The following is a 16,071-nucleotide window of genomic DNA, read 5'->3' as shown; positions in this document are numbered from 1 at the left end:
CCGATGGGCGGCAGGTGCGGCTGGAGCGCAGCTTCGAGCGGGATCAGACGATCTACGACTGGATGCACTACATCGCGCTGGTCGAGCGAAAGCCCGGTGCGCTGCGCAATGGTGCGCCCTTCAAGACCATGCCCGAACCCCTACAGGAACTGCAGCGCCAGTTGCTGCGCCACAGCGGGGGCGACAGGGTGATGGCGCAGGTGCTCATGGGGGTGAGCCTGCACGGGCTGGAGGCCGTGCAGGTGGCGGTGGAGCTGGCGCTGCAGTCCGGGCGGGTGAGTGCCGAGCACGTGCTCAACGTGCTCTCTCGCTTGCAGGAGCAGCGTGCGCCCGAGCCGCCAGTGGCCACGATGCTCACGCTCAATACGCCACCACTGGCCAACCTGCGGCGCTATGACGCACTGCGCAACCCCCAGCCTCATGAGGCGTCACCGGAGTCCGACCATGCATGATGTCATTGATGCTTTCAAAGCGCTGGGCCTGCACGGCATGGCCAGTGCATGGCCGGAGGTGCTGGGCACCGCCCGCATGAAGTCGCTCGACCATGAGGCCGTGTTGCACCAGCTCATCAAGGCTGAGACGGCGCAGCGCGAGGTGCGCTCCATGGCCTACCAGATGCGCGTGGCGCGGTTCCCATCGCACCGCGATCTCGCTGGCTTTGACTTCGTCCATGCGCAACTCGATGAAGCGCTGGTGCGCCAGCTGCACACCCTTCGATTCCTGGAGTCGGCGCACAACGTGGTGCTGGTCGGTGGCCCCGGCACGGGCAAGACCCACCTGGCTACGAGCCTGGGGATCGAGGCGATCCGCATGCACGGCAAGCGGGTTCGTTTCTTCTCTACGGTGGAGTTGGTCAACGCCCTGGAGCTGGAGAAGGCTCAGAACAAGTCTGGGCAGTTGGCACATCGCCTGATGTATGTCGATCTGGTGATCCTGGATGAACTGGGCTACTTGCCGTTCACGCAGTCGGGCGGCGCGATGCTGTTCCACCTGCTCTCCAAACTCTATGAGCGAACGAGCGTGGTGATCACCACCAACCTCACCTTCTCGGAGTGGAGCAGCGTCTTTGGCGACGCCAAGATGACCACCGCCTTGCTCGACCGTCTCACGCACCACTGCCACATCGTGGAGACGGGCAACGAGAGCTGGCGATTCAAGCATTCCAGTGCCGCTGGCGCGGCACTGCCAAAGCAACGCCCAAAGACTCAGAAAGGAGATCGAAAACCAGCGGACCCTATAGACTTATCCACAACCGAATAGCCAAAAAACCCATCAACCCGGTGGCTCAGTATTCGACGTGATCACTGGCTCAGTTGTACTGATGAATCAACAGCCGCCGCGCCCGAACACGCTGACCACCGCCCCCGTGAGCAGGCGAAGCAGGCTCACGGTGTTGAGCGTGTTGCCGCGCTCGACGGTGAGGCGCGAGTTTTGCCGCACATGAAACGCGGCGTTGCCGATCAGAAACACCAGACGCGAAGCAGGGCCGGTCAAAATTTCGTCGCCGGTCTGTATGGTTTGCTGTGGCCGCATGCGCTGGCCGTTCAGCAGCACGTCGCCCACAAATTCCACTACGTTGCTGCGCTGCTGGGCCAGTGCCGCGGGCATGCCGCCCATGGCCACCCAGGCCGCCGCCGCCTTGAGGGTATCGCGGCGTTGAAACCACGTCACTTCTGCTTCGCTGCGGCCTTGAAGGGTGTGTATCTGGTTCATTTTGGATGATCCTGCTTTTAGGGCTTTTTCGATTCGTCTGAGTTTTCATCAGGAGCCCAAACTCCATTCTTCTCCACGAGGTTCCTCAAACTTGCGGTGGACGAGCTGTCATCAAGTACAAAACTGTCACGAAAGGTGAAGTAGATCGAGGTGTGAAACATGGACGCCATGAACAGCACCATGGGGTACATGATGAGGTTCAGCGCGCTGGCCCCGCCCAGCATGGCGCCCAGCAGGCTCACGACCAGACCCATCAAAACGAAAACACCCACCCAGCCAAAGGTGTAGACCAGCATGGCGCCTTTGTTGCCCCAGCAGGCCATGACGCTGAAAAACAGGCTTTTGCCCGGGCTCACGCCGTGCCAGTGCACCAGCGCAGGCGCATGCCAAAAGGCCATGAGCACCGGCACGTAGGCCAGCATGGCCACCCACATGCCTTGGCTGACCAAGGCTGTGCGCATCGCTTCAGGGGTGACTTCGCCATCGGTGACCGGCACGGGTGTGCCGCCAGTGGGGCCGAGCAGGGCCGCAATACCCAGCACCAGCAGCAGCGCTCCCGCGTACATGCCGCCCAAGATCAGCATGGGGCGTGCGCGGTCCATGCCCGAGCGAAACGCCGTGAGCAACAGCACCGGCATGGGAAAGCGCCCGGCTGTGGCTTCGCGGCTCGCGGCCATCAGGCCCACGGTGGCCGCAGGCACCAGGGCCAGCGAAATTGCCGTGCCAACGAACGGCACCACCGACAGCACCGAGACCACCGCCATGAACATGAAAAACAGCCCAGACATGGCCAGTGGCTGGCGAAAGAAGGTTTTCACCCCCAGCTTGACCCAGGACAGGCCGGTGCTTGCGGGGACGACATTGAGTTTCATGAGGGGGACGCAGGTTGTAGCGGGCTCAGTGCGCCAGGCAGGGCGTATCGAGCAGGGCCGATGAGAGGGTTTGGGCGTGTTGGACGCGGAGGCGCAGCACACGTTCAAAATGCGCGGGGTCGTGCGCTTGCAGCATGGCGGCTTCTCGGGGCAGGTGCAAGTCCCACAGGCGCGAGACCCAGAAGCGCAGGGCGCCGGCGCGCAGCATGGCGCCCAGCAGGCTGCGTTCGGCAGCACTCAGGGGGCGCACCGCCTGGTAAGCGGCCAGAAAAGCTTGCGCTCGCTCGGGTTCGTGGGCGCCGTCTTGGTCGTCGGCGCTGTGTGCCACGCACCAGTCGTTCAGGCACACGGCGATGTCGAACAAAAAGCTGTCGCAGCCGGCAAAGTAGAAGTCAAAGAAGCCGGTGAGCTCGTCGCCGTCAAACATCACGTTGTCGCGGAACAGGTCGGCGTGAATGGGCCCGCGGGGCAACGCGGTATAGGCCGGGCTGGCGGCCACATGGTTTTGAAAAGCCAGTTCTGAGCGGATCAGGTCGGCCTGGGCCGCGCTCAGGTACGGCAGCACCACCGGCACGGTGTCGTTCCACCAGGGCAGGCCGCGCAGGTTGGGCTGGCTCATGGCGAAATCGGCCCCGGCCAGGTGCATGCGGGCGAGCATGTCACCCACGGCGTGGCAATGGCTCGCGTTGGGGCGCAGCTCGCTTTTGCCGCGCAGTTTGTTCACCACCGCAGCAGGCTTGCCCTGCACGCGGTGCAGGATGTCGCCCTGGGTTGTGGCGGCCGGGTCGGGCACGGCTATGCCTTTGCCCGCCAGGTGCTTCATGAGGTGCAGGTAAAACGGCAGCTGCTCAAAGCCCAGGCGCTCAAACAGGGTGAGCACGTGTTCCAGCACCGCGCCGTCGCGTTCGCTGGTGACGAAATAGTTGGTGTTTTCAATACCGCCCTTGATGCCCTGCAGCTGGGTGAGTTCACCCAGGTTCAGGGTGCGCAGCAGGGCGGCAGCTTCTTCAAACGGGACTTCGGTGTAAACGGCCATGTGAAAGCAAAAAAGTTCAGAAACTCAGGATGCGCCAGCTGCTGCGCCCGGCATTGCCGGTGGGTTGGGTGGCGCTGTCCAAGCCAGCAGGCTGCCCTTGGCCGGGTTGTATCTGGTAGGCGGGTGCGCCGTTTTTGGGTTGCACGTCGATGCGCTGGGTTTGCCCGCCCACGCGCAGCTCGTCAATGCGAGACAGCGCGTCTTCATGGGTGATGCGCTCCACGCGCGGCGTCAGGGGCAGCGGCGCAGGCGCATCGGGCACCGCGGCAGGGGGCTGGGCCGCGGCGCTCAGGGCCAGACACAGGGTAGGCAACGTCAACAGACGCAAAGTAGAGTGCATGCCCGATTGTAGGCAACCAGGGTGGACGCCGGCGCGGCAGGGGCTGTCCCAAACTCCTCCACAATGGCGCCATGTCAGAAGCACCCACGACCCCAACCCCGCCCAGCGCAGCGCCCGATGCCGCGCGCCCACCCACCTTGCTGCTGGTGGACGGCTCCAGCTACCTCTACCGCGCGTTTTTTGCCGGCGGCGAGTCCATGAGTACCACCTTGCCCGACGGCACGGTCTACAAGACCGGCGCCATTCGCATCATGATCAACATGATGCAGAAGCTGCTGAAGGACTTTCCTTCGGTGTACGGCGCGTGTGTGTTTGACGCCAAAGGCCCCACCTTTCGCGACGCCATTTACCCCGCCTACAAGGCCCAGCGCAGCCCGATGCCGGACGACTTGCGCGCGCAGATAGCGCCCATTCACGAGGTGGTGCGGCTGATGGGCTGGCCGGTGCTCGATGTGCCGGGCGTGGAGGCCGACGACGTGATCGGCACGCTGGCAGCGGCGGCGGCGAGCCAGGGGATTGAGGTCGTCATTTCCAGCGGCGACAAAGACCTGGCGCAGCTGGTGAACGAGCACATTTCCATCATCGACACCATGAGCGGCAAGGTGCGCGACCTGGCCGGGGTGGAGGCCGAATTCGGTGTGCCCGCCCGCCTGATGCTGGACTACCAGATGCTCGTGGGCGACACGGTGGACAACGTGCCCGGCGTGCAGGGCGTGGGCCCCAAGACCGCCGTGAAGCTGCTGCAGGAATACGGCTCGGTGGACGCCCTGATCGCGCAGGCCGATCAGATCAAAGGTGCGGTGGGCGACAAGCTGCGCAAGGCTTTGGACTGGCTGCCCACCGGCCGCCAGCTGCTGACCATCAAGACCGACTGCGACCTCAACGGCTGGGTGCCGGACATGCCCGCGCTTGAAGCCATCCGCATGGGGCAACCGCAGACCGAGCCGCTGCGCAGCTTCTACGAAACCTACGGTTTCAAGGGCCTGGCGCAGTCGCTCGGCGCGAAAACCACCGTTCAGGCTGAGCCTGTCGAAGCCCTTCGACAGGCTCAGGGCGAACGGGATCTTTTCTCGGAGCCGGCACCCGTTGCCCCCGCGCGCGCACCGAACCTCGCCTACGAAACGATCCTCACCTGGGACGCCTTCAACACCTGGCTCGCCAAGGTGCAAAGCGCTGAGCTGGTGGCGGTGGACACCGAAACCACGTCGCTCGACGAAATGCGCGCCGAGATCGTGGGCATCAGCTTCAGCGTGAAGCCCGGCGAAGCCGCCTACATCCCGCTGCGCCACGCCGGGCCCGACGCGCCCGAACAACTGCCTTTTGACGAGGTGCTGACCCAGCTCAAACCCTGGCTGGAAAATCCGGCGAGGCACAAGCTCGGCCAGCACATCAAGTACGACCGCCATGTGTTTGCCAACCACGGCATTGAGGTACAGGGCTACGCGCACGACACCATGCTGCAAAGCTACGTGCTGGAAGTGCACAAGCCCCACGGCCTGGCCAGCCTGGCCGAGCGCCACCTGGGCCGAAGCGGCATCAGCTACGAAGACCTGTGCGGCAAGGGCGCGCACCAGATCCCGTTTGCGCAGGTCGACGTGCCCAAAGCCGCCGAGTATTCGTGTGAAGACAGCGACCAGACGCTGGATGTGCACCGCGTGCTCTGGCCTCAGCTGCAGGCCGACGACAAACTGCGTTTCATTTACGAGCTGGAGATGGCCAGCAGCGAAGCGCTGTACCGCATTGAACGCAACGGCGTGCTGATCGACGCGCCCACCCTGGCCAAGCAGAGCCACGACATTGGCACGCGCATTCACGCGCTGGAGCAAGAGGCTTACGACATTGCCGGCCAGCCGTTCAACCTGGCCAGCCCCAAGCAGCTGGGTGAAATTTTCTTTGACAAGCTCGGCTTGCCGGTCATCAAGAAAACCGCCACCGGCGCCCGCAGCACCGACGAAGAGGTGCTGGAAAAACTGGCCGAAGACTACCCGCTGCCCGCCAAAATTCTGGAGCACCGGGGCCTGTCCAAGCTCAAAGGCACCTACACCGACAAGCTCGCCCAGCTGGCCCACCCGCGCACCGGCCGCGTGCACACCCATTACGCGCAGGCCGTGGCGGTCACGGGGCGGCTTTCAAGCAACGAGCCCAACCTGCAAAACATTCCTATCCGCACGCCCGAGGGCCGCAAAGTGCGCGAAGCTTTTGTGGCGCCCGCAGGCAGCGTCATCGCCAGCGCCGACTACTCGCAAATCGAGCTGCGCATCATGGCCCATATCAGCGGTGATGCGGCCCTGCTCAAGGCCTTTCACGAAGGCGTTGACGTGCACCGCGCCACCGCCGCCGAGGTGTTTGGCGTGGACGCCGCCCAGGTCAGCACCGAGCAGCGCCGCTACGCCAAGACCATCAACTTCGGCCTCATTTACGGCATGGGCACCTTCGGTCTGGCCAAGTCGCTGGGTATCGAAAACGCCGCCGCCAAGACCTACATCGATCGCTACTTCGCCCGCTTTGCGGGTGTGAAGCAGTACATGGACGACACCCGCGCCCTGGCCAAAGCCCAGGGCTATGTGGAAACGGTGTTTGGCCGCCGCCTGGTGCTGCCCGGCATCCAGAACGAAAAGGGCGCCCGCCTGGCCGGGCTGGAGCGCCAGGCCATCAACGCCCCCATGCAGGGCACGGCCGCCGACCTCATCAAGCTCGCCATGGTGGCGGTGCAAAAGGCTCTGGATGCACAAGGCAAGGGCACCAAAATGATCATGCAGGTGCACGACGAACTGGTGTTCGAAGTGCCCGAGGCCGAGGTGGACTGGATCAAGACCGAGATTCCAAACCTCATGGCTGGCGTGGCCCAGCTCAAGGTACCGCTGCTGGCCGAGGTGGGCGTGGGGCCGAACTGGGACAAGGCGCACTGACGGCGACATACCCCTGCGCCGCCTGCGGCGTCACCCCCTCCAAGGGGGCAACACCTGCGGCCCGGCGGCCGGTTCCGCGGTGTTTCTTGGCTGGGAGCCCGCGCTTGACGGGGATATGTTGGGGCGTTTTGCGAACTTTCCCGTGCATGCAGAATCATTTGATCTTCCCATCACAACAACAGGAGATGACCCATGCTCAATGAAACCCAGACCCAGGACCTGTCGGCCTTGCTGCCTGGCCAGTCCACCGAAGCCGGTACCACGCGCCGCACCGCGCTGAAGGCGGCCCTCGGTGTCGGTTATGCCGCCGCAGCCCTGCCCATCATGGCGCAGACGGCCATCAACACGCCGGCCACCGGCCTCACGGCGGGCGACGTGATGATTGACGTCAACGGCTATTCGATGCCGGCCTACCGGGCTGCGCCTGCCGGCAAAACCGGCTTGCCGGTGGTGCTGGTGTTGTCCGAAATTTTTGGCGTGCACGAATACATTGCCGACACCGCGCGCCGCTTTGCGCAGGCCGGCTACCTGGCCATTGCGCCGGAGCTGTTTGTGCGCCAGGGCGATGCGCAAGGCTATGGCGAAATGGCCAAGCTGATTGCCGAGGTGATTTCCAAGGTGCCCGACGCGCAGGTGTTGGCCGACCTGGACGCGACGGTGAAGTGGGCAGCGGCCAACGGGGGCGACGCCAGCAAAATCGGTGTGACGGGTTTTTGCTGGGGTGGGCGACAGACCTGGCTGTATGCCGCACACAACCCGGCGGTGAAGGCGGGTGTGGCGTGGTACGGCCGGCTGGTGGGCGAGACGAGCGCACCTAACCCGAAGCACCCGGTGGACGTGGCGGCTGGCCTGCATGGGCCGGTGCTCGGTTTGTACGGCGGTGCCGACACGGGCATTCCGCTGGTGACAGTTGATAAGATGAAGACCGCGCTGGCGGCTGGCAACGCAGCGGCCAAGGCGTCGACTTTTGTGGTGTACCCCGAAGCCCCGCACGCCTTCCACGCGGACTACCGGCCGAGTTTCCGCAAGGACGCGGCCGAAGACGGCTGGAAGCGCGCCATGGCATGGTTCAAGCAGCACGGCGTGGCATAACGTATGTGCTGCATGTGCACCAAGGCCGCTGTTTAGCGGCCTTTTTTTTGGCGGCGGCGGCCCTGGGCAGGGCGTTTGACGGGTGAATTGAGCAGAACAACATGACTTTGTTAGCGATCCTGGTGGGCACCATTTTGGCGGGGGTGGGCAGCGTGTGGCTGGCTGCCTTGCTGAGCTTCGCCATGTTGGCGCGCTACACGCAACACATGCTGAGCCTGGCGGCGGGCGCGCTCATGGCCACCGCGTTTATGCACCTGCTGCCCGAGGCTTTTGAGAGCCAGGCCAGCGCACACGAGCTGTTTTCCATGTTGCTGGCGGGCCTCGTGTTTTTCTTTTTGCTCGACAAGGCCGAGCTGTGGCACCACGGGCATGAGCACCACCACGAGGCGATGCCCGAGTCTGAGCACGCACATGGCCACGCGCACGGGCACGGCCATGCACACCACAGCCACGCCAGCGCGGCCGCCCACGCAGGCGCTCACACGCACCACCACGGGCCGCGCTCGGGCGGCTGGGCGGTGCTGGCGGGCGACAGCGTGCACGCTTTTGGCGACGGCATCCTGATCGCCTCGGCTTTCATGGCCGACATGAAGCTGGGCGTGGTGGCCGCTGTGGCTGTGCTGGCCCATGAAGTGCCCCACCACATGGGCGACCTGGTGGTGCTGCGGCACACCTCGGGCACACCGCGTGCGGCGCTGGTGAAGGTGTCTCTGGCCGGCACCGTCACGGCCATTGGCGGGCTGGTGGGGTATTTTTTGCTCAGCAAGCTCGACGATTTTTTGCCGTTTTTTCTGGTGGCGGCGTCCAGCAGTTTTGTTTATGTGGCGCTGGCCGACCTGATTCCGCAGCTGCAAAAGCGGCTGGGGCTGCGTGAGACGGCTGCCCAGGTTGCCTGGCTGCTGGCGGGCATCGGGCTGGTCACGGTGGTCAGCCGCTTCGCGCACACGCACTGAGCGGTCAGCGGGGTGCGCTCAGCCAATCAGACCGTGTGGTTGCCAAAGCTGAAGCAGAACATGGCACCCTGACCGGTGGCGCCTTTGCCTTGAATTTGCCCGCTGTGGCGCTCAATGATGCGGCGCACCGTGGCCAGGCCGATGCCCGAGCCTTCAAACTCTTTGGGCGAGTGCAGCCGGGTGAATGGCTTGAACAGGCGGTCGGCGCGGCTCATGTCAAAGCCGGCCCCGTTGTCGGACACGAAAAAGCCTTTGAGGCCGCTGACGGCGTCAGCGCAAACGCCCATCTCGATACGCGCTTTGGGCTGGTTGCGTGAGTATTTCCAGGCGTTGCCCAGCAGGTTTTCCAGCACGATATGGGCCAGGCGGGGGTCGCAGTCGGCCATCAGGCCGGGCGCAATGACCACCTCCACCTCGCGCGTGGGGTCCCGGTGGCGTTCCTGGCGAATCACGTCCTCGGCCAGTTCGCTCAGGTTCACACGCATGCGCTGAAGCTGGCCCTGGCTCACGCGGGCCAGCGCGAGCAGATCGTTGATCAGGCTGTTCATGCGCGTCACCGAAGCCGCGATGCGGTCCACCAGATCTTCGTCTTCGGTGGTCATGCGCGATGCCATTTGTTCGCGCAGCAGGTGCATGAAACCGTCCATGGAGCGCAGGGGCGACTTGAGGTCGTGCGAGACCGAGTAAGAAAAGGTTTCGAGCTCCCGATTCAGATACTCCAGCTGTTCCGTGCGCTCAGCCACCCGCTGCTCCAGTGTTTCCTGCAACTTGCGAATTTCGCGGTCGCGGCGCAGCCGCAGCAGCTCGGCATTGCAGCGGCTGGCAAAAATGGACAGCAGCGCCTGCATGCTTTCGCCGTAGTCGGGCATGCGTTGCCAGGTCACGGCCAGCAGGCCCACCATCGAGCCGTCGGCATCGCGCAAGGTGACGCCCGCAAAGGCTTCCATCTGGTCCGGGTCAAACGGTGGGCAAGACTGAACGATTTGCTGCGAACGGGTGTCAAGCAGCAGCAGATCGTCTTGCAGCAACAACCGGGCGTAGCCGGTGTGGTGCAGCGGCAAGGTGCGGTTGGGCTGCAGTTCTGCGTCTTGCATCAAGGCCAGTGTGCCCAGTTGGTTCTGAGCGTCGAGTTCGCCAATGACAACGCCCTGCGCACCCACGGCCCTGGCCAGATGTTCTGCCGCGGACAAGAAGTACGCTTCGCCCGTGTGGGTGGACACGCCCTCGGCCACGGTCATGAGCATGGCTTCTCGGCGCCGTTCTTCGGTCACGTTGATCGTGTAGGCCAGCTCGCAGACTTCGCCGTTGAGTTCGATCACCTGCGACCACAGCATCACGTCCACCGCCTCGCCCTGCTTGTTGCGCAGCCGGGTCGGAAAACCCAGCACCTGTCCCTGTTCGTGCAGTTGGCTGGCGTAAGCGCGCTGGTCTTCCTGTGAAATCCACACATTGAGTTCGGTGGATGTATGGCCCAGCAACTCGCTGGCGCTGTAGCCCAGCACGCGCTGGTTGGACGGGTTGGCCTCCAGGTAGGTGCCGTCGCGCAGCCGGCAAATGACGGTACCGACCGGACTGAAGTTGAACGCTTTGGAGAACCGCTCTTCAGACTGCGCCAACTCCTGGCGCGACGCCACCTCAGCACTGACATCAAGGGTCATGGACATCACCAGCCGATCGGTTCCCTGCTGGATGGTTTCTGAAAAAAGAAGGGCTTCAAAAGAGCTGCCGTCGCTGCGGAGCGCCTGTGCCCGCATGCCGCTGACCCGGCCCTCGACCTGCATGCGCGCACGAAAGGCCAGGTGTTCGCCGGCGTCGGCCCACAGGGTGGGAGGTGTCTGGTCCAGCAAGGCTTCGCGCGGGTAGCCAAACATTTTCACGAAGGCTTCGTTGGCGTCCAGCACGCAGCGCGTTTCCATGTTTTGCACCAGGCAAGCGGCAGGTGTGTTGCGAAAAAGCCCCATGAAGCGCGCCTCGCTGGCGCGCAGCTTGGCTTCGACCTCCGCTGCCCGCGCCAAAGCTTGTTCATGACTAATGAAGGCCTCGCGGGTGCGGTGGCGCCCATGGAACACGCTCAACAGCACGCTCACCAGAACGCCAGTCTGAGTGACCCAGACGGCCCACCCCGCTTGAAGGTTGGGCTGGCGCAGCACGCCCTGCGTCTCCAGCGCGTTGAGTACGGCCAGCGCCGCCACGCTTAGCAATGCAGTCAGGAACATGGTGCGCCGTGGCAAGAAAGAGCCAGCCGCCACAACCCCTGCCAGCATCACCAGCACTGCCCCGCTGCGCACGGTGCCGTGAGCGACAACCCCGACGATCGAGGCCGCCAAGACGGCAAAGATCACGGTATGGGCAGCCTGGCGCATGCGCTGGCGTCGGAATAACCACAGACTGAGCCAGACAACGAGCGTCAGCGACAAGGCAACACCGGCCAACGCGCTAAAGCCTTCTCGCAGGAACACCCCTAGCGAAACTGTGGGCGCAGCAAGGCAGAGCGCCATCAGCAGGGCGCCCAGTGCTTTTTGCTGGCTTTCAAGCAGGAAGGCTGACTGGCCGCTGGCCAGGGGATCGTCCAGCTCAGGTATCGATGCGGGATTTTTCATCTGTGTGTGAGCGCCAACGGCGGGTTTGCAGATCGTGTGGGCGGGTTCAATGGACCGAATGAGAAAATAAAAACTGCTCCATTTCCCACCGCTGCTTCACCCCGGATGCCCCCGCCGTGGCGTTCAATGATGCGCCGCACCGTGGCCAGACCAATGCCCGTGCCCTCAAACTCGCTGGGCAGGTGCAAGCGCTGGAAGGGTTTGAAGAGCTTGTCGGCGTAGGCCATGTCAAAACCCACGCCGTTGTCGCGAACGAACAGTGTTGCCGGTGTGCCGCGCAGGGCTTCGGTTTGCCCCATTTCGATCACCGCCAAGGGCTGGTTTCGGCTGTATTTCAGCGCGTTGTTCAGCAGGTTTTCCAGTGCTATCCGGGCCAGTCGCTCGTCGCAGTGGGCGCTCAGGCCGGGGCTGATACGGCGCTCCACCTTGCGTTCGGGCTGCTTTTCAAGCGCCTGGTCCAGTATCTCGTGGGCCATGGTGCTCAGGTCCACGCGCTGCGGGCTCAGCGCGCCCTGGCTGACGCGGGCCAGGGCCAGCAGGTCGGCAATCAGCCCTGACATGCGGTGGGTGGCGGCCAACACACGCTGCATCATGCTGCGCTCTTCGCTGCTCAGGCGCTCGCCCAGTTGCTCGTCCAGCAAGCGGGTAAAGCCGTCGATGGTGCGCAGGGGTGACTTCAGGTCGTGCGACACCGAGTAGGCAAACGAATCAAGTTCGGCATTGAGCTTTTGCAGGTCGGCGGTGCGCTCGCGCACCCGCTGCTCCAGCGTTTCGTTCAGGCGCTGAATTTCTCGGTCGCGCTGCAGCCGCAGCAACTCGGCGTTGGCCCGGCTGGCAAAGATAGACATCAGGGCGCGCAATTCGGGTGTGAGCGCAATGGGGTGCTTCCAGAGCGCGTTCAGAACCCCGATGGGCTCACCTGTGTCGTCGCGCAGCGACTGCCCCACGTAGGCCTCGAAGCCGGCTTCTGCCAGCGGTGGGTCTTGAGGGTATTGCTGGGCCACGTTTTCGGTGTGGACGCAGAGACCGGTTTGGTCCAGGGCTTTGCCGCAGGGTGCACCCGCCAGCGAAAATGTGAAATTGCGGCCATGGGTGCCATCGGACCAGACCGACAGGGTGCGCATCCGCTGGTCAGGGCGCAGCTCGCCCATGATCACCATGTCGGCGCCGAGCGACTGCGCCATGTGCTGCGTCAAGGCCTTAAAAAAAGCCTCGCCAGTCTGTCCTGTCATGCCCTGGGCCACGCTCAGCAGCAGCGCTTCGCGCCGTTTTTCTTCGGTGGTGTTGACGAAGCAGGAAAGTATGCAGTCCTCGCCGTCGATCTCGATCAGCTCGGCCCACATCTTGGCGTCGATCACCTGGCCGTCGGCGTGCCGCATGCGCGTCTCGTAGCCGCTCAGGTGGCCTTCGCGCTGGATGCGACTGATGAAAATATTGCGCTCCTGCGGGCTCAGCCAGCCGCCTGTGTCCAGCGTCGTTCTGCCGATCAAGTCTTGTCTGCCCAGACCCTGCACAGGGTCTCGGGCCTGGTTGACCTCAACAAACTTGCCATCGCTCAGCCGGGTGATGGTCATCTTCAGCGGGCTGAAATTGAAGGCTTTGGCAAAGCGCTCTTCGGAGCGCTGAAGCTTCACCAATGCTTCGTTCTCCACGCTGACATCGGTCACGGTGGTGATGATCAGTTTGTCTTCTCGATCGTCACTCAGTTCGCTGGACAGCATGGTGTGGAAGGTGCTGCCGTCTGCACGTTGGCCCAGCGCCGGGTGCTGCCGGATGCTGCGCTGACTGAACAGGCGCAAGGCATAGGCCTCGCGTTCTGCCGGGTCGGCCCACAGAAAACTCTCCACGCGGCCCAGCAGCTGTTCTTTGGTGTAACCGTAGCAGCGCTCAAACGCGGGGTTGACGTCCAGCACCACACCGCTGTGGGCCGACTGGGCAATCATGGGGCTGGGTGAGTTGTGAAAGATGCGGGCGAAGCGCTCCAGATTGCGGTCCCTCTCTTGCTCGGTGCGCTTGCGCCGTTCATATTCCTCCAGCTGTTGGGTGGCAGCCTGCTGTGCCCGCAGGCGGCTGTAATAGACCAGTATGGCGACGACGGTGAGCGTGGCAGAGTGGGTGAGCCAGACCTTGAAGCCGACCTCAAAGTTGGGCGTGTGCAGCCAGTCGCTGCGTTCGGCATAGGTCAGCACCGCCAGCGACGCCACACTGAACGCGACCGACGCCATGAGCGCGTTGCGACCCAGCAAAATGCCTGCCCCCGCCACCGCGGCCACAAACAGGAAGCCGCCTGCCGTGCGCACCGAGCCGTGGGCCAGCACCGCCAAAATGGACGCTGAGAGCACGCCGAACACCAGCAGGTGCGGGATGAATCGTGTGTGCCCTGAGCGCACCAGCGCAAATGCAAACCAGCCCAATACCGCCACCAGGGCTGTTGCCCAGGTTTCCAGCGGGTTGGTGGTGCTCCAGTGCACCAGCGGCGTGAGCAGACTGGCCGCGCTACCGATCAGCAACGAGACCGACCGCAGTGTCGCATGGAGGGCACTGGACCCGTGGTCAGCAGAAGGTGTCGGAGGAGTGGGGTTCACGTGGGGCACGCATCGGGTGTGTGCAGAACCAGGGCGTGTTGAGCGCCGGTCTGCGAGCAAGGCGCATTGCTATGGGGGTATATCGGAGCACATTGCCCCGAACTTAAGTCCGCGCACACGGTGCGCCCGGCGTATTGCACCATTCGCTCCAGCTGCCGGGGTACAGCGCGGTGCGCCCCAGGCCAGCCACCTCCATGGCCAGCAGGTTGGGAATGGCGCTCACGCCGCTGCCGCAGTGGTGCACCACGCTGGCGGGGTCGCGCCCGGCCAGCAGCTGCTCGAACTCGGCACGCAGTTCGGCTGCAGGCTTGAAGCGACCGTCGGGCCCGATGTTGTCGGTGAAGGGCCGGTTCAGCGCACCGGGAATGTGGCCCGCCACCGGGTCCAGCGGCTCCATTTCGCCGCGAAAGCGGGCCGCCGCACGTGCATCGATCAAGGTCAGGCCCGGGCTCCCCAGCCGCTGGGCAATGGTGGGCGTGTTGGCGGTGGGGGCGCGCGCCGGGCTGAGTGGATACGCGCTTGATGCGTTCGTTGGTCCCGGGCCGGGGCCGCTTTCGGCCGAACCGCCTGCGGCCACCCAGGCGGCCCAGCCGCCGTCCAGCACGGCCACGGCCTCGTGGCCGCACCATTTCAGCATCCACCACAGGCGGCCGCAGTAGTTGGCGCTTTGCCGGTCGTACACCACCACCTGGGTGGCGGGTGAGGCCAGGCCGGTGCTGCCCAGCCAGGCGGCGAAGCGCTCGCGCGAGGGCAGGGGGTGGCGCCCGCCGCTGGCGCTGTCCGGGCTGGTTTTGTCGCTCAGGTGCTCGTCCAGGCCAACGAAGCGGGCACCGGGTATGTGTTCGGCTTCAAATTGCGCCCTGCCCGCGGTGGGGTTCATCAGGTCGGCGCTGCAGTCGTACACCAGCACGGTTGTGTTGGCTTTGAGCAGCTGTTTCAGTTCGGTGGCGGAGATAAGGGTGGCATGCATGCGCACATTGTGCGGTAGCTGCTGGCCCTTGGCGAGGCCCCGAAAGCGCCGCTTTCAGGGGCGCGCGGGCCGTGGGCCCGGCGCACCGGTGTTTTCAGTGTTCTTCGGCCGGCGCATGTGGCACCGCCCGCGCACGCAGGGCCGTGGCGGCGATGCCGCTCACAATGATCAGGCCCATGCCGAGCCAGCCGATCAGGGGAAGTTGGTCGCCAAAAATGGTGAGGCTGTAGATGCCCGCAAACACAATGCCCGAATACTGCAGATTGGCCACCACCAGCGTGGCGCCGCTGGCATAAGCGCGCGTCATGCACAGCTGGCCAAACACCGCCAGCAAGCCAATGGGCAGCAGCCACAGCGCGCTGGGCCAGTGCCATGTGCTCGCGCCCACAAACACCATGCCCAGCGCCCCGGCCAGCACCGCGCCAATGGAGAAATAAAACACGGTGCGGCTTTCGGGCTCGCCCGCGCGGGACAGTGCGGCCACCTGCAGGTAGGCAAAGGCTGAAAAAATGCCTGAAAGCAGGCCCACGAAGGCGCCCACAAACTGGTCTTCGTTCAGGGTGGGGCGCAGCATCATGGCCACCCCCGCGAAACCAGCCAGCACCGCCAGAAACAAAGGGCCTTGCTGTTTGATGGGTGCGTTGCGCCCCTGCACCAGCAGCGCGCCGCCCAGCAGAAAGGCCGCAATCCACACGCTGCTCATGTAATTGAGCGTGACGGCCGTGGCCAGCGGCAGGGCGGCGATGGCATAGAACCACGAGGTGAGCGCGGTGACGCCCACCACACTGCGCCAGAAATGCATCATGGGCAACGTGGTGCGCAACGAAACCCCGCGCACGCGGGTCATCCCTAGCAAAAAGATCACGCCCACCATGCCGCGGTAGCAGACGATTTCAAAGCTGTTGAAATGCTCAGACGCGAACTTGATGCACACCCCCATGGTGGCAAAAAACAGCGACGCGAGCAGCATCCACAACGCCTGCATGGTTCAGGCGCCCGTG

General features: G+C 64.2%; 12 protein-coding genes and 1 pseudogene. 5 read left to right on the top strand and 8 right to left on the bottom strand.

What is annotated here, in order from left to right; all coding sequences use genetic code 11:
- Together AC0GNR_RS15860 and istB are read left to right on the top strand one after the other, a co-directional pair.
- Nucleotides 1-452 (top strand): annotated as a pseudogene (locus AC0GNR_RS15860) (IS21 family transposase); the annotation flags it as partial.
- Nucleotides 445-1,260 carry an IS21-like element helper ATPase IstB gene (gene istB, locus AC0GNR_RS15855; RefSeq protein WP_472901868.1) on the top strand — a complete coding sequence of 272 codons (816 nt, stop codon included), beginning with the start codon at nucleotides 445-447 and terminating at the stop codon, nucleotides 1,258-1,260. The pseudogene AC0GNR_RS15860 and the gene istB, both read left to right, overlap by 8 nt.
- Nucleotides 1,261-1,326: 66 nt before the next feature.
- Here the strand turns inward: istB and AC0GNR_RS15850 are convergent, their stop codons facing one another.
- From AC0GNR_RS15850 to AC0GNR_RS15835, 4 genes are read right to left on the bottom strand one after another with little or no spacing between them, the layout of a single operon-like run.
- Nucleotides 1,327-1,713 carry a hypothetical protein gene (locus tag AC0GNR_RS15850; protein ID WP_472901867.1) on the bottom strand — a complete coding sequence of 129 codons (387 nt, stop codon included), beginning with the start codon at nucleotides 1,711-1,713 and terminating at the stop codon, nucleotides 1,327-1,329.
- A gap of 17 nt (nucleotides 1,714-1,730) precedes the next feature.
- Nucleotides 1,731-2,585, bottom strand: a complete 855-nt coding sequence (locus AC0GNR_RS15845; RefSeq protein WP_472901866.1) for a BPSS1780 family membrane protein — start codon at nucleotides 2,583-2,585, stop codon at nucleotides 1,731-1,733.
- 25 nt (nucleotides 2,586-2,610) lie between these two features.
- Nucleotides 2,611-3,621: a homoserine kinase gene (locus AC0GNR_RS15840; protein ID WP_472901865.1), complete on the bottom strand. Its 1,011-nt coding sequence runs from the start codon at nucleotides 3,619-3,621 to the stop codon at nucleotides 2,611-2,613.
- 16 nt (nucleotides 3,622-3,637) lie between these two features.
- Entirely contained in the window at nucleotides 3,638-3,961 is a 324-nt protein-coding gene (locus AC0GNR_RS15835; protein ID WP_472901864.1) for a hypothetical protein, read from the bottom strand.
- 71 nt (nucleotides 3,962-4,032) lie between these two features.
- Here AC0GNR_RS15835 and polA point away from each other — a divergent pair, with 71 nt between their 5' ends.
- The 3 genes from polA (at nucleotide 4,033) to AC0GNR_RS15820 (ending at nucleotide 8,915) form a co-directional block, all read left to right on the top strand.
- The gene (gene polA, locus AC0GNR_RS15830) at nucleotides 4,033-6,870 is read left to right on the top strand and encodes a DNA polymerase I (RefSeq protein ID WP_472901863.1); all 2,838 of its coding nucleotides are present in this window, start codon (nucleotides 4,033-4,035) and stop codon (nucleotides 6,868-6,870) included.
- Between the two features lie 192 nt (nucleotides 6,871-7,062).
- Complete coding sequence (locus AC0GNR_RS15825; protein ID WP_472901862.1) at nucleotides 7,063-7,962, top strand: dienelactone hydrolase family protein; 900 nt, start codon at nucleotides 7,063-7,065, stop codon at nucleotides 7,960-7,962.
- A 101-nt stretch (nucleotides 7,963-8,063) separates the two neighbouring features.
- Nucleotides 8,064-8,915 carry a ZIP family metal transporter gene (locus AC0GNR_RS15820; RefSeq protein ID WP_472901861.1) on the top strand — a complete coding sequence of 284 codons (852 nt, stop codon included), beginning with the start codon at nucleotides 8,064-8,066 and terminating at the stop codon, nucleotides 8,913-8,915.
- A 26-nt stretch (nucleotides 8,916-8,941) separates the two neighbouring features.
- On the opposite strand, the gene AC0GNR_RS15815 is transcribed toward AC0GNR_RS15820, so the two are convergent.
- The 4 genes from AC0GNR_RS15815 to AC0GNR_RS15800 all read right to left on the bottom strand — a co-directional run bounded on the left by AC0GNR_RS15815 (nucleotide 8,942) and on the right by AC0GNR_RS15800 (nucleotide 16,055).
- Nucleotides 8,942-11,515 (bottom strand): PAS domain S-box protein, encoded by a 2,574-nt coding sequence (locus AC0GNR_RS15815; RefSeq protein WP_472901860.1) that lies wholly within the window; start codon nucleotides 11,513-11,515, stop codon nucleotides 8,942-8,944.
- Nucleotides 11,512-14,025 carry a PAS domain-containing sensor histidine kinase gene (locus AC0GNR_RS15810; RefSeq protein WP_472901859.1) on the bottom strand — a complete coding sequence of 838 codons (2,514 nt, stop codon included), beginning with the start codon at nucleotides 14,023-14,025 and terminating at the stop codon, nucleotides 11,512-11,514. Before AC0GNR_RS15810 ends, AC0GNR_RS15815 begins: the two co-directional genes overlap by 4 nt.
- A gap of 178 nt (nucleotides 14,026-14,203) precedes the next feature.
- Nucleotides 14,204-15,070, bottom strand: coding sequence for a sulfurtransferase (locus tag AC0GNR_RS15805; protein WP_472901858.1), 867 nt, complete (start codon nucleotides 15,068-15,070; stop codon nucleotides 14,204-14,206).
- A 94-nt stretch (nucleotides 15,071-15,164) separates the two neighbouring features.
- Nucleotides 15,165-16,055: a DMT family transporter gene (locus AC0GNR_RS15800; RefSeq protein WP_472901857.1), complete on the bottom strand. Its 891-nt coding sequence runs from the start codon at nucleotides 16,053-16,055 to the stop codon at nucleotides 15,165-15,167.
- Nucleotides 16,056-16,071 lie beyond the last annotated feature (16 nt).

This window comes from Hydrogenophaga sp. LT287 (assembly GCF_055702805.1).
The sequence above is the reverse complement of the archived record's forward strand: the minus strand, read 5'-3'. Positions and strand labels throughout refer to the sequence as shown.